The sequence below is a fragment of the Streptomyces sp. NPDC059255 genome, assembly GCF_042752355.1.
Classification (GTDB): domain Bacteria; phylum Actinomycetota; class Actinomycetes; order Streptomycetales; family Streptomycetaceae; genus Streptomyces.
Genome location: NZ_JBHYZP010000014.1, coordinates 86053 through 102543 on the forward strand (window position 1 = coordinate 86053; position 16491 = coordinate 102543).

Here is a 16491-nt window from a genome sequence, read left to right on the forward strand (position 1 = left end):
GCCGCGGGGCTGCTCCGACTTCCCGGCCTGAGCAGCCCCGCCGGCCCTCACCAACGAGAGAAGCGAGGACCCGTGAATCACAGTATCCACCGTCGAGGCACGCCGCCCACGGCCACCACCCAGCTCGCTGCCCCGGCCGTGCCGCCGTGGCGTACGGCGCAGCAGCTCGCGATGAACGCGGTCTGGGCGGCGTCCGCTCAGACCGCGCTCGCCCCGTTCTGCGTCTCGCTGTCCCGGATGAACCTGAAGTCGGACGTCTTCGTCGGGCACCTGCACTACGAGGCCGCCCGGTCCGTGACCGAGTTCGCGTCGGCGTACGACGTGACGCCGACGGAGGACCACCAGCGCGGCGGGGCCCAGTGCACGCACAAGGCGGTCGCCACGGTCGACGGCGTCCAGGTCACCGCCGTGGCCGTCGTCACCGTCACCGCTGCGGCGGGTGCGGGGGCCGGCCGATGACGGGCGCCATGGACTCCTACCTGGAGTGGGACCTGCTGGCCCACGAGCCCGACTGCGCCAGCCCGGCCTGGACGATCGACACGCGTACCGAGTACAACGCGTACCGCCTCCGCCACGACGGCGTCTCGCACGACTGCCGGAACCAGGAGTGCGGCCACGGCGACAACTTCGCGCGGACGACCCTGCGCATCGTGTGCTCGTGCTGCGGGGCGGCCTACGTGATGACCGGCGAGGAGACCCCGGAGGCGACGTCCACGCAGGCGCTCGGCTACGGGCAGCCGCCCCGCCGCATCGCCGGCCTCTACCTCTACCCCGGCGAGCCGCTCCTCCACGGCTGGGGTGAGAGCGCCGGGCCGCATGACCAGCTCGTGACCGCGCGCCGCGTCCCACGCCTCCAGGCCGACGACGTGATCGGGCAGATCACCCAGAGCCGCGGCAAGCGCGGCGCGGTCCGCTGGTCGGCGTGCGCCGTGCCCAGCGCGGAGGGCACCTACGGCATCCGCCCGCTGCGCTGGACGCGCGTCGAGGTCGACTTCCGTTCGGTGGCGGCCGCCGCGAAGTGGATCGCCGCCCGCCACGCCGAGCGCGCCGAGGGTGGTGACCCGTCGTGAGCGACAACTCCACCACCCCCAACCAGCCGGGCCTGCACGTCCCGCACTCGGCGCGCCGTGGCTGCGCGGCGTGCAGCGGGATGCACCACCCGGCCCGGCGGGGCCTCGCGCGCCGCCTGGCCGCGCACCCGATCCCCCGTCAGATCCTCGGCCCGAAGGGCGGGACCCGATGACGAGTACTCCCACACACCGCCGCACGCTGACTGCCCAGGTCGTGGCCCGGGCGATCGCCGGGCGCCTGCCCGGCGCGGTCGTCGACGAGACCCGCGTCACGGTCGAGTCCGGCCGCCACACCTGGACCGGCACCCCGGACGGGCTCGCCTTCCACATCGCCGATGCCCTCCACCCGCCGCGACCCGGCAGCAGCAAGGCGCCCGTCCCGGTGGCCGACCTCCACGGCTGGCTGCGCGGCGTGGCGGCCACGCTGCAGGACGGCGAGACCCTCGCACCGGGCGACGTGCAGACCATCTACGCCTGCCGGTTCCACGCGATCCTCGGACGGAGCGATGCCCGCGCCGCGCTGTACGCGCTGCGCGACGAGGGACTCCTCGTCGCCGACGACAGCGATCCGGCCCGCCGCGTCTACCGCCGCACCACGCCGCACACCGTCACCGTCACGGAGAAGACCACCCCCGCCGCCGTGGCGGGGACTGCGGTCACTCCCGGCGCGTGGCCGCGCGGCGCGGAGGCGGCGGTGCTGATCGCGCTGGCCCGGGCGATGCGGGAGCAGCCCACCGGGTACCGGGTCCTGGCCGGCCTGGAGGAGCTCGGTGAGGCTGTCGTCCTCAAGGACGCGAACGCCGTCGTTGACTGGGTCCCGGCTCTGTCCCAGCTCCTGGCCGACCACAGTGTTGTTCCGTTCCTGCCCGGGCAGGCGGAGGTGTCCGCGGCCGGGCACGAGGCGGTGATCGCGGACCGGATCCGCGCCCTCGGCGCGGACCACCCTGCGGAGGACGCGGCGGCCGAGATCACCGCCTGGCACATCCAGCCCCTCCACCGGCGCATCACCGAGCTGGAGAAGCAGCGCGACCGGCGCCGTGCCGAGTTGGTGGCGCGGCGGAACGACGACATGGAGATGCGGGGACTCCTCGCGCCGAACGGTGCCGCGCGCCGGGTTCCGATGCCGCTCGGCGAGAGGCTCGCGCCGGCCGTCGACTGGCTCATCGACCGTATCGCCGAGCTGGAGGCCGCCGCCGCGCAGGCGCCGGTCGAGTACCTCGCGTCGCACGAGTCGGTCCCCTTCGGCCGCTACACCAACCCGGCCGCGGCGGTCGCGCACATCGAGGACCTCCTGGTCCAGGAGGAGGGCCCGAAGGTCCGGTCCCGGATCGTGTGGTCAAACCCGGAGGACGAGGACGAGGAGGTGCCCGTCTGGGACGTGGCGCTCCGCGACCCGGCCACCGGGGCCCTGACCCCCACCCAGTACATGGTCACCGCGCTCTCGCTCGCCCACGACTACAACCGGGAGGCCGACGCATGAGCGCAGACGCCCTGACCAACTTGATCATCGTCACGTTCGTGGTGGGCACCGCCGCCTTCCTCGCCGTCGGTTACGCGCTGGACCAGAACCGCACCCAGGCCGAGCGTGCGTCGGGCCCGGAGATCATCGGCCAGTTCACGCAGGGGCCCCGGCCGCCCCGGCCCGGACCCCGGCCCGAATTTGTGTACCCGCCGCTGCCGACACACCCGCCGGTACGGCGTGAGACGGGGCGTCCGTGACCAGGCTGCCGGGCGTCCGCCCGGCAGCCGCTCCCGGCCCCGCCCCGGTTCTGGTGGACTTTTCCCAGGCCGCTTGCGTGGCGACGCCCGGCCCGTTCGGCGCGGTGCCCGGGGTGTCCGCGAACCAGCAGGCGGCCCTCGCCGTCTGTGCCCGCTGCCCCGTCAAGCCTGGCTGCCTCGAGAAGGCCATGGAGGAAGAGGGGGCACTGCCGGCAGCCCATCGCGGCGGAGTCCGCGGCGGCCGCACCGAGCTGCAGCGGGCCGATCTCTACGTGAAGCGGTCCAAGGCCTGCGGCGGGCGAGGGCTGCGCGCGCGGTCCGCGTCCTCTGAGCAGATCGTGACGCTGCTGAGGACCGGTATCAGCGATCAGGCGGTCAAGGCCGCGGTGCGCAGGCTGGGGATGACGGCGGACGCCGCCCGTATCGCCGCTCTGCGCGCCGAGTACGGCATCGTCCGCGCGTCCGGGACGGAGGCCGGCCGTGGCTGAGTTCGCGCTCTTCAACCCGGTCGCCGCGCTGCTGATCACGGGCATGACCGCAGCCCTCGCGCTGGTCGCGATCGCCGGGCTCGCCTGGCTCCTGGCCCACCGCACCTGGCGCCTCGTCGCCCCCGCCACCCGCATCCCGTCAATCCCGGCGCCCTCCCCAGCCCCGGCCGACGAGGACCCGGCACCCGTACCGGTCCGCTACCTGCCCTGCCACAGCACCCGCTGCGCGCACCTGACCACCAGGCACACCGAGCTGCCGGGCGGCGGGTGGGTGTGCACCACCCGCGGCTGCGGCCGTATCGGCCAGGCCCCGTCGGAGGAGTGCTGATGTCCAGGTTCTCGTCCAGCAGCTGGCGTCTGGCCGCCGTGTGTGTGCCGTTCGCGGACCTGTTCATCCCCGACGGGGAGACGCGGGAGGGCAGCGGGGAGGCGAACCGTCGTAACCGTGCGGCCAAGGGGATCTGCGTGCCGTGCCCGGTGCGGCGTGAGTGCCTGTCCGACGCGCTGAGCACCGAGGGTACGGACAGTCCGTATCAGCGGGCCGTGGTGCGGGGCGGGATGAGCCCCCATCAGCGGGCCACGCTCAGCGTCGTGGACCGTGAGCGCCTGATTCGCGAGGGCCAGACCGGCCCGCCCGGACCCCGATGACCGGCCCGGGCACTGCCGAGTGCGGTCACTGGCTCGGTGAACTGCGGCTCTACTGCCGCGCCGTGGTCGGCGTCCGCCGCTACCGGACCGGGCTGCGCTGCCCGCTGCACACCCCGGCCGCGCTGGCCGACCGACCGGAGCCGCCGTCCGGCCCGGGCTGGCCGGCCGCCGCCAGGACCACCTACCAGGCCGCCCAGGCCGCCGAGGAGAACCACAAGCGATGACCACCACCAGCACCCAGGGCGGGCCCGGGGCCGGTCCCGAGCAGCAGACCGTGTTCCGCGGCTACGGCGCATGGTCCAACCGGCCGCAGCCCTGCATCCGCTGCGCCATCCCGACCCATCTCCGCGACACCGACGGACAGCCCGCACACATCCCGTGCCGCGGCACTCAGAACGGAACACCATGAACAACCCCACGAGCGCCGGCGCGGGCGGTGTGGTTCACCGGACCACCCCGCTCGCCCCGCTGCCCGGGCCCGGGGATCCGCCCCTGGTCCCGGAGTGGGTGGCGTACATCCTGCGCGCCACCCACCTCCTGCCGTACTACCGGCACGTCGCCCTCACTCTCGCCACCCACGCCGACCTGGTCACCGGCGCCATCCCGCCCGGCGCGCCGACCGGCGAGGCCGAGCTGATGGCGCAGACCGGACTGCCCGACTACCGGGTCCGCGGCGGCCTCCGCTCCCTGGAGTCCCGCTGCCTCATCCACCGGCACGGCGACCAGGTCACCGGGCTGGTCCTGTCCCTGACCTCCCAGGCACTCATCCGCAAGGCCCGCGCCGCCAAGGAGGCCTCGGCCCGGTGACCGCCCGTCTGCTCGCTTCCGCCGAGCCCCGCCGCACCCGCGGCGGGGCCGGTGGCGTGCGCTACAACCGGCCCCGCCGGCGCAGCGAGCAGACCGTATGGATCCCCGAAAGCCTCTTCCGCGGCACGCACTTCAACGACGAAGCGGTCACCGTGTACGTGAAGGTGGCCGCGCTGGACGCTCGCCGTACCTGGCCGGGGTCCCGTACGGACACCGACCCGTGCACCGCGGCCGTCACCGAACTCGCCGACGCCCTGGGCCTGTCCGTCTCCGCGGTCGAGCGGGGCCTGAAACTCCTCAACCGGCCCGGCCCCGACGGTGCCGCGCCCTGGCTGAGTACCAAGCAGCGCACCCACACCGGCGGCCGCGGCCGCAGCGCGCTGCGCCACGCCCGCCTGGTGCCCTGTGACGAGGCGGCCCTGGAGGTCCCGGTGACCGTCGCCGAGGCCCTGACGCCCCGCCGCTTCCGCGCCTACCTGCACCTGGCCCGGGCCACCGCGAAGGGCCTGCCCGTCACCGGCGCGGAGCTGGCCGGTGAACTCCACCACCAGCCCGGCAGCAAGCACGCGGGCAAGCCACTGAGCGAGACGACCGGCCGGCGCATCATGACCGAGCTGGACGCGGCGGGCTGGATCACCCTGGACCACCGGGCCGGATACCAGGGCCGTCACCTCGTCACCGTCCACCGCCACCCGCTCCTCGCCACGGAAACGGCCGTCGACGAGCAGCTCGCCCTCCCCCTCGACACCCCGGCCCCTGCCCCCTCCACCAGGGCGGACACGTCCGCGATCACCACAGACGGATCCGGTGCCGCCGATCATGACGGGTCCCTCGCGTCTAAGGAAGACAGCAACTACTCCACTGACAGGACCTCGCAGCTCGGTGGGGGGTGCCGCCGTAGGCGAGGTGACCGTAAGTGGGTCGCCCGGCCTGTGGAAAACCCCGGTGGTGTCCCTGACACCTTCCGTGCCGGTCACCGCGAAAAGCGCAGCAACAGCGGGGGCCAGGAACGGCCGTACGACGGGCCCGGCTTGACGATCTCCGCCCGCATCTGGCAGGTCCTCGCCCCCGTCCACCACGTCTACCGGCACGCCACCGTCTGGGAGCAGCGGGAGATCGCCCGGCGGATCGGACGGCAGCTCTCCGGCGGTTGCCCGCCCGAGCGGCTCACCCACCGCATCGGAACGCGGTACGCGACCGCTCTGGACCCCTACCGGGGGCCCGACGGCATCGGCCGGTGGATCCTCGGCGTCGCCCTGGCGCCCGGGGGGTGCGGGCTGGCGATGTGCGAGGACGGGGCAACCTGGCCCACCCGCGCCCCATGCCCCGGCTGCTCGGAGATCGCCGCCGACAAGGCCGCGGCGTCCGCCCGGCTGCGGCGTGAGGAAGACGAGCGGGCGGCCCGGGCGCAGCGGCGGCGCGCCGAGGAGCAGTGGGCGCAGCGCACCGCCGCCTGGGCGAAGCGCCAGGAGCAGGAGGCCGCGGCCGCCCGGGCGGGTGGCGGGCAGGGCGGGGCGCAGCAGCCGGCGGGGCCGGTTGTGGCGCAGCCCGTACCGCCAGGTCCTCGCTCCGGCGCCGGGCCCGGCCCGGGGGCCGGGCCGGTGACCGTGTGGCCTCGGCGCGCGCCGGCGACTCCGCCCCCGCACCGGGAGCTGGACGCCGCCGAGCTGGCGGAGCTCCGCGCGGCCGCGACTCCGGCCGCCATCACCGCGGCGGTGGCCGAGCACGGGCGGACCCATGCGGTCTACCTCTACGGCCACGCCCTGGTCCTGCGCCACCTCAACGCCATTGACCTCGAAGGAGAAGCCCGTGCTCAGTAGCGCAGGAGTCCACCCGTGCCCGCGCTGCGGGCGCCCGGTCCGTACCGCTGTCACCGAGTACAGGCGCCAGCAGGACATCGACGCCGCCCCGGACGAGAAGGGCAACCTCGCCGCCTACACCGATGTCACCGGCAGGCTGCGGGTCCGTGTCCTGAAGAAGGACCGGCCGGACCTGGAGCACATCGAGTGGCGGGCCATGCCCCACGTCGCATCGTGCCCGCCCACCAACGCCCGGCGCAGCAGCGGTTCGGGGCAGCGCCGCCGTAGCGGGGTGCGCCCGGCGCCGTGGCAGTCCAGGCCCGTGCGGTGACGATCGCCGCGCTGCGGCGCCTCCTCGACCAGGAACTCCCGCACGTGCCCCGCCTGCCCGCCCCGACCCTTCCCCGCCGGCCTTTCAGCGCCAAGGAGACACCCGACATGCCAGAGACCGCCGACACCCTGATCAGCACCACGGACGACGTCGTCGACCACGAGGACCTGGCCGCGCCGCAGCACAGCACGGAGCAGCCCGCGGCGCCCGCCGAGCCGTTGACGACCGGAGCGCTCATCGCGTGGGCGGAACGCCACACCGACCCCACGGTCCGCGCGGACGGTGAGCGCGCGTGGACATCCCTGCAGGCGCTGCGGGAGCGACACACGGCCGACTCCGAACTGGTGCAGGTCGACACCGAGATGAGCCGGCTTGAGGACCGTCTCGCCGTGCTGCGCGCCCGGCGCGACCACCTCGCGCCGAGGCCGAAGAAGCGCGGAGCCCGCGGCTACGAACCGAGGGTCGTCCGGGGGTGGGCCCTGGAGCAAGGGATGGACGTCCCCGCGCTCGGCCCGGTCCCCAAGAAGATCGTGGCCGCCTGGCGGCAGCGGGCCGAGGCGGTGAGCCAGTCGTGACCCGGGCCCCGCTCTCCCTTCTCCTCTCCGAGGAATGGCCCGACGGAACCTTCGGCGGCGCCCGGCCCGTCCCGGACGCGCCAGCCGCGCCGACCCGGACACCGGACCCGGACGCCGCCGCACACGTCGCAGTCCTGGAGGCCGCCGTCCACCGCCGGCAGCCCGGGCGGTCCGCGGCATGACCACCACCAGCCACCGTCACCAGGAGCAACGCGTGAAGAGCCCGGTCCCGTACTTCGGCAGCAAGCGGCGGGTGGCCGACTGGATCGTCGGCATGCTCCCGCCGCACGCCCACTACGTAGAACCGTTCGCCGGCGGGATGTCCGTCCTCTTCGCGAAGGCGCCGTCCGCGATGGAGACCGTCAACGACCTCGACGGCGACCTGGTCACCTTCTGGCGCGTCCTGCGTGACCGCCCCGAGGACCTGGCCCGCGTCTGCACGCTGACCCCGCACTCCCGCGCCGAACTCACCGACGCCTGGGAGCCGGCCGAGGACGAGGTGGAACGGGCGCGCCGCGTCTGGGTCCGGCTGTCCCAGGGCCGCGGCGGGATGATGCGGCGCAGCGGCTGGCGGCACTACGTCACCACCTCCCGGTCGAGCTTCAGCATGCCCGACCACCTGGACGCCTACCGGGACCGGCTGCTGCCCGCCGCCGAGCGGATCATGTCCGTGAGCCTGGAGTGCCTGCCCGCCCTCACCATGATCGGCAAGTACGGGTCCGCGAAGGATGTGCTGCTGTACGTCGACCCGCCGTACCTCGGCACCACCCGCAGCCACCGCGACCGCTACGGCGCGGAGATGCGCGGCGAGGCCGACCACCGGGAGCTCGCGGCCGCGCTCGCCGACTGCCGATCCGCCGTCGTCCTGTCCGGCTACCCCTCAGCGTTGTACGACGAGCTGTACGCGGGATGGCACCGGTACGAGACGTCGACCAGCACCGGCAACGCCGCGGCGGAGCAGGCCCGGACCGAGGTCCTGTGGTCGAACCGCGTCCTCGGCGGTCAGCAGGACCTGTTCGCCGGGAGCAGCGGATGACGCCGGCGGCGCGCGGGGTGCCGCGGCGGATCGTGGTCGTGGCCGGCCTGTCCGAGGGCCGGAGTCACCGGCAGATCGCGGCCGAGCTGGGGATCGGGCGCAGCACGCTGACGGACTACGTGTACCGGCTGTCCAGGTCGGTTGGTGCCCCGGACCGGGCCGCGCTGGTCGCGTACGCGTACCGGAACGGCTGGCTCGCCGTGCCCGCGGCACCTGCCGGCGGGGCCGGCTGCCCGCGGCCGCTTCCGCACCTGGTCCGGGTCCTGGAGTGCATGGCCCGGGGGATGGACCACCGGCAGATCGCTGCCGCCCTCGGCCTGACCCACCACACCGTCTGCGCCTACGGCCGGGACCTGCGCGCCCACTACGGAGCCCGGCACCGCGCCCACGCCGTGGCCCTCGCCCACCAGCACCGTCACCTTCCCATCACCACGAGGAGCAGTTCCTGATGACCGACACGCCCGTCTCGTACACGTCGTGGGCACAGGTGCCGCCCGGCTTCATGACGAAGACCGTCCTGGCGCAGCTCGACCTGCCCCGGCAGCCCGGTGGCCCCGTGCGCGCCACCGTCACCGCCCGGGATTTCCGGAACCGGGAGACCGAGGTCGAGCTGTACGCGGTGGCCGAGTCGGTGCCCACCGGGGCGAGCGTCGCCCAGCTCGCCGCCGCCCGGGCCCGCGGCGGCGGGCCGGACACCCGCCGCTGCTCCGACTGCGGCGCCCGGCCCGACCGGCCGTGCACCGTATATAAGGACGGTCAGGTGCTGTGCGGGTGCTGCGGGCACATCCGTCACCTCCGTGATCTCCAGCGGCAGGCCGCCGAGCAGCGGGCGCACTCCGCCGCCAGGGCCGCCGGGCTCCTCGCCGACGAGCGCCTGGCCGTCGTCCACGTCCAGCTCACCGACCGCGGCACCACCCCCGGCGGTACGCGGCGTTCCCCGTCCGCTGCCCGTGTCACTGCGGTCGGCCCGGCCGGGCAGCCGTTGTGCGATGTCACGGTGCGGCTGGTCGGCCCCCGCTCGGCGGGCGTCCCCGACGGCGCGCTGGCCCCCGAGGACGCGGCGCCGCTCCTGGAGGTCCTCGCCGGCCGGGTGCTGCTGGAGTGGGAGGCCGGGCCGCTCGCCTTGGTCGCCGGCGCCTTGCAGGCCGCCGGGCAGACCGTCCCGTTCCCGACCGGTCACGGCGCTCGCCGCGCCTTGTGGGGCCTGGCCCTGAACTGGCGGGCGGACGTCGACCACCGCGCGCGCAGTGTCCGGCAGGCCGTGGCGCCCGGGCGGGCCGAGCGGATGCTCTGGCTCCTCCAGCAGATCGCCGCCGACGCCACCCCCGAACCCGCCACCCCCTGACCCGCCACCCCCTGACCCGCCACCCGGGGCAGCCCCGCACGCCGGCTGCCCCGGGTCACCGGCCGTGTCACCCGCGAACAGCAGCACCAGGAGCAGCAGTTGACCAGCATCCGCAGTATCAGCAGCACCCCGGACCTGTCGGAGTGGCTCGACCCGGTGATCGTGGCCGGCGGCGCGCGCCCGCCGGTCCCCGCGCTCCACGCCGCCTACCTCCTGCAGCGCGACGGCGGGCACGTCCATTACGTGGCGGACGGGCAGGCCCGCTGCCTCGGCGGCCACTGCTCGCTCTATGTAGGGAGCGGCAGGTGACGGGGCTGCCGGACGGCTACTACGCGGTCCTGGATCCGGCCGATCCGCAGACGATGACGTACTGGCGGGCCCGAGCCGGGGAGCTGAAAGCGTGGCCGGCCGGGGCGTGGCACGGGCCCGCCCGGCTGCTGAAGAAGGACGCGCCTGCTGACCGTGACGAGCGTGTCGCGTGGATGAGGGACTGGCAGGCCCGCTACCGGGCGTGGCTGGAGACCCTGCACGCGGCGCTCGCCGCCGACCCGGCCGGAGCACGGCGCACGTTCGTGGGGTTCACGGTGCGCTGCTGCCTGTGCGGCCGGGCCCTGCGCGACGAGAAGTCGAAGGTTCTCGGGGTCGGCCCGGAGTGCCGCACCGGTCTGGACGAGCACGCGCTCGCGGCGCTCCTCACCCCGGCCATCGCCACCGCCCACGCCACCCACACCCACGCCCAACTCCCCACAGAGGACGAGGCGTGATGGCCGCGCTCCTGCGCCTGCCCGGCGGGCCAGACGACGTCGCCGAGCTGGTCGAAGCACTCCTCGTCGCGGCCGACGCCCGGCCCGGAACCCCGACCGCGGCCCGCTGGCGGCGCCTCGCCGACCAGTTCGGCGACGCCCTGGACCACCTCCCCACACCCGCACCCACCACCATCAAGGAGCAGCAGCAGTGATCAGCCTCTCGAAGATCGAAGAGCGCGCCCCCGGACTCGTGTCGCTCGCCAAGACGGCCGCCGTGTCGCTGGAGAAGCACGGCATCACCGACGAGGTCGCCAGCGTGTACCTGGTCCTCGACCACTCCGCCAGCATGCAGCGCTACTACCGGGACGGCAGCGTGCAGCAGCTCGCCGAACAGGCCCTCGCCCTGGCCGTCAACCTGGACGACGACGGCACCGTGCCGCTCGCCTACTTCGCGTCCCGCTACCAGACCGCCGCCGACGTCCAGCTCTCCGACTACCAGGGCGTGATCGACCGGACACACCGTCACGCCCGGTGGGGCAGCACCAACTACGCCGCGGCGATCATCGAGACCGCGAACGCGTACGGGCGGTCCTGCCACGGCGGCGCACCCGGCCTGGTGATCTTCCAGTCCGACGGCGAACCCGACCACCGCGGCGCGGCTGTCGACACGCTGCGCCAGGTCAGCACCATGCCGATCTTCTGGGCGTTCGTCGGCTACGGCGACCGCATCAGCTTCCTCGAGCAGCTGGACTACCTGGACGGCCGGGCCGTCGACAACGCGAGCTTCTTCCACGCCCGGGACCCGCACAACGTGAGCGACGCGGAGCTGTACGACGGGATCACCTCCCAGTACGGGACGTGGCTCGCCGCCGCCCGCGCCGCCGGCATCATCCGCCGCCCCTGACCCGCCCATTGGGGCCGTCCCGCCGCCGGGACGGCCCCTCCCGTCACCCGGTCCACGACATGGAGACCACGGTGCCCGCCTTCCTGTTCGACGACTGACCCCTCACCCCACCAGCACCTTCAGGAGCACATCTCCCATGACAAGCAGCAAGCGGGCCAGCATGGTGGCGATCGACGGGACCGACGCCCTCGCCTACGTCATCATCCGTCCCGGAGCGGAGCCGGGCACGATCATCCCGCAGGCCGGCGCGAAGGGCCTGAGCAAGCAGGACGCCGCCGAAATCCTCCGCTACGTCGCCGACCAGTGGGGCGGCCTCCCCGAACACCAGGCCACCCGCCAGGTCCTCGCCGAGATCGCCAGCGAACGCCGGCGCCAGGACGACAAGTTCGGCGAGCAGAACCACCCCGACGGCACGGGCCAGCACCCCGAGCAGATCGACGCGGACGTCGCCCGCATGGCGTGCCAGCAGGCGGCCGACGGCGGCTATCTCGACTGGCTGCACATCCTCCGCGAAGAAGTGGCCGAGGCCCTCGCCGAGTCCGACCCGGCCCGGCTGCGCGCCGAGCTGGTCCAGGTCGCCGCCGTCGCCGCCGCCTGGGTCGAAGCAATCGACCGCCGCACACCGCAGGACGACGACTCATGACCGACCACGCCGCGGCCGCGCGCAGACACCGCGCCTACGAACTGGCCTTCGCCACGGGCTGCCTGGCCCTGTCCGCCGTCGCCCTGTGGTGCGCGGCGCACGCCCTGTGGTGGCACACCGCGCTGTTCGGGGGCGTCGCCCTGGTCCTCGCCGACGGCGCCGCCCGCTCCGGCACCGACTACCGGCACGCCTGCGCCCGTACGACCGGCGACACCAGCGGCCCGTGCTGCCCCACCTGGACCGCCTCCCACCACACCGTCCACAGCGCCCGCTGCACCCACACCAACCCGCCGTACACCGAGGAGACCGACCATGCCTGACCAGCCCGAGCCCGCCACCCTGGAGCATCGCCGCGTGCCCGGTGCCGGAAGTGCCAAGGGGACGCACTGCTCGTGTGGCATCGTCTGGCCCTGCACGATCGGCGCCGACCGGGCCGTGCTGCGGAGGCTGGCTGCCGACGCGGTCCGTTCCGCCGCCTGCCCTGGCAGCGACTGCCCGTACACCGAAGAGGAGTGCACGGCGCGGCGCATCCAGCCTGCTGCCTGGGAGCTCGGCGTGCTCTCCGAGGTGCACGGCCGTCCCGAGTGGTTCGCCGACGCGATGCTGTCCGTGCTGCCCATCGTGCAGGCCGACCTGACCCGCCGCGCCGACCTGGCGGAGGCAGCGATCAGGAACGTGCGTGAACTCGCGGCCGCCGTCGACGATCCGGACTGGCGCGCGCCCGGCACCGAGGTCGCCGGCCGGATCCGCCTCGCCCTCTCCCACGACAGCCCAGCCGTTTTGAGGCCAGCCGCGGGGTTCGCGCGCGGGTTCCGTCTCCACCACCGCGGTGCTGTCCTCCACGGTGCGCAGTTCCCCGGCGACGGGCACGTCGTGCTCCTCGACCTCGAGGACGCGTACTTCGCGACCGGCGCGCCCACTTTGGACCAGCTCCTCCTCCACTACCCGGGCGCCCACGTCCAGTGGGCGGACCAGTCCGGCGACACCCCGGCCCCGGTCGTCCACCCCGGCGACGAGCAGCAGGCCAGCACGCCGCCGGGGGTGGACGAGTCCGGGCAGGACCCGGTCGACGCCGCCCACATGCGTGCCGAGCTGGAACAGGTGCAGGCCGCCGTCGACCGGGTCCGGGCCGCGACGGCCAGGATGCGGGTGCAGTCCCGAACGTGGCATCCGGCCGCCGACCTGGTCGACGCCGCACTCCTCGGCACGACCGCATCCTCCGAGCCCGGCCCGGAGGATGCGGACAACGAGCCCGGCCGGCGCACCGCCCGCCGCCGGGACATGGCCGACCTCCTCACCCAGGCCGTCAGCACCGGCACCGTGGACGCCAACCGCCTGTGGGAGTACGCCTGGTCGGAGATGGCCGAGGCGGACATCGCCCGCAGCATCCTCGCCGACCACCGGGTCGAGACCCAAGCCGTACGGGCCAAGCTGGAGGAGGCGCGGCGGCAGGCCGGCCTGTCCGACTCGGTGACCGCAGCCACGAAGGAGCTGCTGGCGCGGCGTACCGCCACGCTGCGGGAGCGAGCGGCGCGGGCGGAGGCCCGTATCGAGCGCACCGTCAAGCAGATGGAGGCGTACGCCGCGGCGGGCTCCGGCGGGGTGAACCCCCACCAGGTGATCGGCCTGCTCTCACCGACGTGGCCGGACGGTAACCACGAAGCCGCCGCCCCTGGTGAAACGGCCACCCTCCGTACCGACACCCGCCCCTGAGCACGTTCCGCCGCATGCAGCGGGGGCGCGCCATACGCAGTCTGACCAGGACCGGCGCGCCCCCGAGGTGATCATCAGCCTACGCCCCGCCCGCCCACTGGAGCGCCCGATGAGCACCACCACGATTGAGCACCTCACCACCGTGATCACCCACTGGCCCGACCTCCAGGCCGCTCTTGCTACCCGCGCCCCCGACGTATGGCCGCCCGCCGGGCGCATGTCCGACTACCTCACCAGCCTCGACCGGCTCGACGACGACCGCGCCGAAGTTCTCCGCCATCAGGCCGCCGAGCTGCGCAGCCAGGAACGCGACCCCGGCCAGATCGGGGCGAGCGCCGCACCGCTGCGCCTGGCCCTGCTGGACGTGATGATCGAGCTCGAGACGGATTTGCTCCGGTTCACCGATGCGGCGGCCGGCCGCATCCAGCGCCAGCCGTACGAAGCGAGGAACGCCCGGTGGAGTGATCGGATTCACCGGGAGGTGGCGCGCCTGTCGCTCCTGGACGCGGCCGACCCCAGCCGCTGGGGGCGCGACAGTTCGACCCGCACCACGGTCCACGCGGCGAGGTGGCTGCGCGCCCGCGCCCAGCACCAGCCCGGCCCGTTCTGCCCCATGCCCGACGGCCTCCAGTGGCAGCTGAAGGAGATCGCCCGGCTGTCCGCGCACCGTGTCGCCGTCGCCCTCGACATCACGGGCCGTACGGCGGTGGTCGCCCGGCCCTGCACCGCCTGCGGAGGGCGGATCGAGATGCGCAGCGCCGGCGGAGAACCGCCCGTCGCCCGCTGCACCGGCACCTGCGGCCGCGTCTGGACCATCCTTGACATCCCCGCCAGCGCCTGACCGCCGCGGCGTAGAATCCCCGCCGGACAGCACGAAGGGCCCACCGCAACTCCCATGCGGTGGGCCCTGATGCGTGCGCTCCTAGCCTCCCTGCGTGTCGAGGTCGGTGCGCCGCCCTTGCCTGATCCCTGACTGCCGTTCCGCCCAGTACGTATCGAACCAAGCCACGTCGTACTCCGGGCGGCTGCTGCCCGGCTTGAAGACCGGCGCTGGCCACCCTTCAGCGGGATTGGTCGCGAGGCGATGGATCAGTGTCCGGCTGCGCCCCACTCGTTCGGCGAGTTTGGGGATGGTCATGGTCTCCCTCTCCGTCTCTTGGCCCTTTGGCGGTTCGGGCATGCGGCCATCCTCTCCGAGAAGTGTGGACAATGTCCACACTTCCCGCTACGGTCGTACTCGGTAAACGGGAAAGCCCCTCGGCCCGGCGCTTGCGACGCCAAATGGACCGAGGGGCGGACCCACCCACAACCTCGACGAAGGGATGGATCCGTGAGGGATCGTATCCGCGGCACTGTCGTACTGGCAGCCCCCACCCCGCCCACCTCGCCCGCCCGGCGCCTCGTCGCCACCGGGATCCTCGGCCGGGCTGGTGCCCGCACCGTCCGTACGGTCCGGACCGAGGCCGGTACCACCGGCACCGTCACGCCTGCCCGCCAGGACCGCACCGCCCATCTCGCCCTCGCGGTCGCCCGGCACCTCGCCGCGCACCGCCCCGGCGCGCCGATGACGGAGGCCGCCCGGCTGACGATCGCCCTGCGCATCGCGGGCACCGGGGCGGCCGCCCGCCCGCTCCTGGCCGTGCTGCCCTGGCCCACGGCCGGCATCACCCGCGGCGAGTACGCGCTGCGCCTCCGCAAGACCGCCTGGGCCTCCGTCACCAGCGACAACCGCTGCCCGGGCGGCCTCCTGCTGGAGAACTGCATGTGCCGCGACGGCCAGGCCGGCAGCTCCTGCCCCCGGCAGGCGGTGACCCGATGAGTAAGCGGACCACCCCCGTCGACGAGGACCAGAACGCCACCGTCGAAGAGTTCCACCAGCGCGCCGCGCAGGACTACGCCGCGAACGCGGACGCGCAGGCGGACCCGGACCGGGCTCCGTTCTGCGACTGCGTTCTGGGTGACGGGCACTACTGCTGACCGGTCTGACCGCTGCCTCCCCCGCCCGTCCGCCCCGGCGTACGGGCGGGGCCTCAGAGGGAGCCGTCCAGCCCGGACCGGCCGAACCCGCCCTGGAGGGCACGTGTTCCGCATCATCCGCACGAAGAACCTGGCCGCGCTGCGCGCCGACCGCGACCAGGCCCATGCCGACCTGGCGGCGCTCCAGGCCGAGGCCGCCGCCCTGCGCACGGGCGCCGAACGGGCCACCGACAGCGCGATCCGCGCCGAGCTGCTCACCGGGGAACTCCGCGAGCAGCTCGCGACCGCGACCGCCGGCGCTGCCCGGGTCGAGGGAGAGCTGTCCGCCCTGCGCACCCAGCAGCTCCTCGACACCGAGGACCGTGCCGTGCTCCGCGCACTGCTGCGCAACGCCCGCAAACAGCAGCTGGACCGGGTGTACGTCCTCTTCCGCAACGGCGACCTCCACAGCGTGCACATCTCGCCCGCCACCGCCGAGGACACCGCCGAGAAGGAGGGCGCCTCCAGCACCTGGACCGTGCGCGAGACCGCCCGGCCCTCGGCGGAGCCCGCGCCCTGGAGCATCGGCCGCTTCCCCCTCCAGCGGACCCAGGACTGAGGCGGCACCTCGACTCGCCGCCAGCCCGGACCGCCTGACCGCCCCTCAACCGGCCGGGCGCGCAGTGACCACCCCTGCACGCCCGGCCCCCG

Annotated in this window: 30 protein-coding genes; 29 read left to right on the plus strand and 1 reads right to left on the minus strand. The window is 74.2% G+C overall.

Features of this window, described 5'->3' with window-relative positions:
• Positions 1 to 72 precede the first annotated feature (72 nt).
• The 26 genes from ACFXKG_RS18265 to ACFXKG_RS18390 all read left to right on the plus strand — a co-directional run bounded on the left by ACFXKG_RS18265 (position 73) and on the right by ACFXKG_RS18390 (position 14665).
• Positions 73 to 459, plus strand: a complete 387-nt coding sequence (locus ACFXKG_RS18265) for a hypothetical protein (RefSeq protein ID WP_384839499.1) — start codon at positions 73 to 75, stop codon at positions 457 to 459.
• Positions 456 to 1070 carry a hypothetical protein gene (locus tag ACFXKG_RS18270; protein ID WP_384839502.1) on the plus strand — a complete coding sequence of 205 codons (615 nt, stop codon included), beginning with the start codon at positions 456 to 458 and terminating at the stop codon, positions 1068 to 1070. The genes ACFXKG_RS18265 and ACFXKG_RS18270 overlap by 4 nt, the downstream gene beginning before the upstream one ends.
• Positions 1067 to 1243, plus strand: coding sequence for a hypothetical protein (locus ACFXKG_RS18275; protein WP_384839505.1), 177 nt, complete (start codon positions 1067 to 1069; stop codon positions 1241 to 1243). Before ACFXKG_RS18270 ends, ACFXKG_RS18275 begins: the two co-directional genes overlap by 4 nt.
• Positions 1240 to 2550, plus strand: coding sequence for a hypothetical protein (locus tag ACFXKG_RS18280; RefSeq protein WP_384839508.1), 1311 nt, complete (start codon positions 1240 to 1242; stop codon positions 2548 to 2550). The genes ACFXKG_RS18275 and ACFXKG_RS18280 overlap by 4 nt, the downstream gene beginning before the upstream one ends.
• Positions 2547 to 2789 carry a hypothetical protein gene (locus ACFXKG_RS18285; protein WP_384839511.1) on the plus strand — a complete coding sequence of 81 codons (243 nt, stop codon included), beginning with the start codon at positions 2547 to 2549 and terminating at the stop codon, positions 2787 to 2789. The genes ACFXKG_RS18280 and ACFXKG_RS18285 overlap by 4 nt, the downstream gene beginning before the upstream one ends.
• Positions 2786 to 3277 carry a WhiB family transcriptional regulator gene (locus ACFXKG_RS18290; protein ID WP_384839514.1) on the plus strand — a complete coding sequence of 164 codons (492 nt, stop codon included), beginning with the start codon at positions 2786 to 2788 and terminating at the stop codon, positions 3275 to 3277. Before ACFXKG_RS18285 ends, ACFXKG_RS18290 begins: the two co-directional genes overlap by 4 nt.
• Positions 3270 to 3605: a hypothetical protein gene (locus tag ACFXKG_RS18295; RefSeq protein WP_384839517.1), complete on the plus strand. Its 336-nt coding sequence runs from the start codon at positions 3270 to 3272 to the stop codon at positions 3603 to 3605. The genes ACFXKG_RS18290 and ACFXKG_RS18295 overlap by 8 nt, the downstream gene beginning before the upstream one ends.
• Positions 3605 to 3925 carry a WhiB family transcriptional regulator gene (locus ACFXKG_RS18300; RefSeq protein ID WP_384839519.1) on the plus strand — a complete coding sequence of 107 codons (321 nt, stop codon included), beginning with the start codon at positions 3605 to 3607 and terminating at the stop codon, positions 3923 to 3925. The genes ACFXKG_RS18295 and ACFXKG_RS18300 overlap by 1 nt, the downstream gene beginning before the upstream one ends.
• The gene (locus ACFXKG_RS18305; RefSeq protein ID WP_384839522.1) at positions 3922 to 4149 is read left to right on the plus strand and encodes a hypothetical protein; all 228 of its coding nucleotides are present in this window, start codon (positions 3922 to 3924) and stop codon (positions 4147 to 4149) included. Before ACFXKG_RS18300 ends, ACFXKG_RS18305 begins: the two co-directional genes overlap by 4 nt.
• A complete protein-coding gene (locus ACFXKG_RS18310; protein WP_384839525.1) occupies positions 4146 to 4334 on the plus strand; it encodes a hypothetical protein in 189 nt (62 codons plus the stop codon). The genes ACFXKG_RS18305 and ACFXKG_RS18310 overlap by 4 nt, the downstream gene beginning before the upstream one ends.
• Positions 4331 to 4732 (plus strand): hypothetical protein, encoded by a 402-nt coding sequence (locus ACFXKG_RS18315; protein ID WP_384839528.1) that lies wholly within the window; start codon positions 4331 to 4333, stop codon positions 4730 to 4732. The genes ACFXKG_RS18310 and ACFXKG_RS18315 overlap by 4 nt, the downstream gene beginning before the upstream one ends.
• Entirely contained in the window at positions 4729 to 6552 is a 1824-nt protein-coding gene (locus ACFXKG_RS18320) for a hypothetical protein (protein ID WP_384839531.1), read from the plus strand. The genes ACFXKG_RS18315 and ACFXKG_RS18320 overlap by 4 nt, the downstream gene beginning before the upstream one ends.
• The gene (locus ACFXKG_RS18325; RefSeq protein ID WP_384839534.1) at positions 6542 to 6862 is read left to right on the plus strand and encodes a hypothetical protein; all 321 of its coding nucleotides are present in this window, start codon (positions 6542 to 6544) and stop codon (positions 6860 to 6862) included. Before ACFXKG_RS18320 ends, ACFXKG_RS18325 begins: the two co-directional genes overlap by 11 nt.
• Positions 6838 to 7437, plus strand: coding sequence for a hypothetical protein (locus ACFXKG_RS18330; protein WP_384839537.1), 600 nt, complete (start codon positions 6838 to 6840; stop codon positions 7435 to 7437). Before ACFXKG_RS18325 ends, ACFXKG_RS18330 begins: the two co-directional genes overlap by 25 nt.
• A complete protein-coding gene (locus ACFXKG_RS18335) occupies positions 7434 to 7619 on the plus strand; it encodes a hypothetical protein (RefSeq protein ID WP_384839540.1) in 186 nt (61 codons plus the stop codon). The genes ACFXKG_RS18330 and ACFXKG_RS18335 overlap by 4 nt, the downstream gene beginning before the upstream one ends.
• A complete protein-coding gene (locus tag ACFXKG_RS18340; RefSeq protein ID WP_384839543.1) occupies positions 7616 to 8473 on the plus strand; it encodes a DNA adenine methylase in 858 nt (285 codons plus the stop codon). The genes ACFXKG_RS18335 and ACFXKG_RS18340 overlap by 4 nt, the downstream gene beginning before the upstream one ends.
• Positions 8470 to 8922: a LuxR C-terminal-related transcriptional regulator gene (locus tag ACFXKG_RS18345; RefSeq protein WP_384839546.1), complete on the plus strand. Its 453-nt coding sequence runs from the start codon at positions 8470 to 8472 to the stop codon at positions 8920 to 8922. Before ACFXKG_RS18340 ends, ACFXKG_RS18345 begins: the two co-directional genes overlap by 4 nt.
• Positions 8922 to 9818, plus strand: coding sequence for a hypothetical protein (locus ACFXKG_RS18350; RefSeq protein WP_384839548.1), 897 nt, complete (start codon positions 8922 to 8924; stop codon positions 9816 to 9818). The genes ACFXKG_RS18345 and ACFXKG_RS18350 overlap by 1 nt, the downstream gene beginning before the upstream one ends.
• Before the next feature lie 99 nt (positions 9819 to 9917).
• A complete protein-coding gene (locus ACFXKG_RS18355) occupies positions 9918 to 10127 on the plus strand; it encodes a hypothetical protein (protein WP_384839551.1) in 210 nt (69 codons plus the stop codon).
• Entirely contained in the window at positions 10124 to 10582 is a 459-nt protein-coding gene (locus ACFXKG_RS18360; RefSeq protein WP_384839554.1) for a DUF6011 domain-containing protein, read from the plus strand. The genes ACFXKG_RS18355 and ACFXKG_RS18360 overlap by 4 nt, the downstream gene beginning before the upstream one ends.
• Positions 10582 to 10776 (plus strand): acyl-CoA carboxylase subunit epsilon, encoded by a 195-nt coding sequence (locus tag ACFXKG_RS18365; protein ID WP_384839557.1) that lies wholly within the window; start codon positions 10582 to 10584, stop codon positions 10774 to 10776. The genes ACFXKG_RS18360 and ACFXKG_RS18365 overlap by 1 nt, the downstream gene beginning before the upstream one ends.
• The gene (locus tag ACFXKG_RS18370) at positions 10773 to 11468 is read left to right on the plus strand and encodes a VWA domain-containing protein (RefSeq protein ID WP_384839560.1); all 696 of its coding nucleotides are present in this window, start codon (positions 10773 to 10775) and stop codon (positions 11466 to 11468) included. Before ACFXKG_RS18365 ends, ACFXKG_RS18370 begins: the two co-directional genes overlap by 4 nt.
• 136 nt (positions 11469 to 11604) lie before the next feature.
• Complete coding sequence (locus ACFXKG_RS18375) at positions 11605 to 12111, plus strand: NUDIX hydrolase (RefSeq protein WP_384839563.1); 507 nt, start codon at positions 11605 to 11607, stop codon at positions 12109 to 12111.
• The gene (locus ACFXKG_RS18380; protein WP_384839566.1) at positions 12108 to 12431 is read left to right on the plus strand and encodes a hypothetical protein; all 324 of its coding nucleotides are present in this window, start codon (positions 12108 to 12110) and stop codon (positions 12429 to 12431) included. The genes ACFXKG_RS18375 and ACFXKG_RS18380 overlap by 4 nt, the downstream gene beginning before the upstream one ends.
• A complete protein-coding gene (locus tag ACFXKG_RS18385; protein WP_384839568.1) occupies positions 12424 to 13824 on the plus strand; it encodes a hypothetical protein in 1401 nt (466 codons plus the stop codon). The genes ACFXKG_RS18380 and ACFXKG_RS18385 overlap by 8 nt, the downstream gene beginning before the upstream one ends.
• A gap of 109 nt (positions 13825 to 13933) precedes the next feature.
• The gene (locus tag ACFXKG_RS18390) at positions 13934 to 14665 is read left to right on the plus strand and encodes a hypothetical protein (RefSeq protein WP_384839571.1); all 732 of its coding nucleotides are present in this window, start codon (positions 13934 to 13936) and stop codon (positions 14663 to 14665) included.
• A gap of 81 nt (positions 14666 to 14746) precedes the next feature.
• Here the strand turns inward: ACFXKG_RS18390 and ACFXKG_RS18395 are convergent, their stop codons facing one another.
• Positions 14747 to 14962 carry a hypothetical protein gene (locus tag ACFXKG_RS18395; protein ID WP_384839574.1) on the minus strand — a complete coding sequence of 72 codons (216 nt, stop codon included), beginning with the start codon at positions 14960 to 14962 and terminating at the stop codon, positions 14747 to 14749.
• 192 nt (positions 14963 to 15154) lie between these two features.
• On the opposite strand from ACFXKG_RS18395, the gene ACFXKG_RS18400 reads away from it, so the two are divergent.
• The 3 genes from ACFXKG_RS18400 to ACFXKG_RS18410 all read left to right on the plus strand — a co-directional run bounded on the left by ACFXKG_RS18400 (position 15155) and on the right by ACFXKG_RS18410 (position 16399).
• The gene (locus ACFXKG_RS18400; protein WP_384839577.1) at positions 15155 to 15643 is read left to right on the plus strand and encodes a hypothetical protein; all 489 of its coding nucleotides are present in this window, start codon (positions 15155 to 15157) and stop codon (positions 15641 to 15643) included.
• Positions 15640 to 15801 carry a hypothetical protein gene (locus tag ACFXKG_RS18405; RefSeq protein WP_382893948.1) on the plus strand — a complete coding sequence of 54 codons (162 nt, stop codon included), beginning with the start codon at positions 15640 to 15642 and terminating at the stop codon, positions 15799 to 15801. Before ACFXKG_RS18400 ends, ACFXKG_RS18405 begins: the two co-directional genes overlap by 4 nt.
• A 103-nt stretch (positions 15802 to 15904) precedes the next feature.
• Entirely contained in the window at positions 15905 to 16399 is a 495-nt protein-coding gene (locus tag ACFXKG_RS18410; protein ID WP_384839580.1) for a hypothetical protein, read from the plus strand.
• Positions 16400 to 16491: the final 92 nt, after the last annotated feature.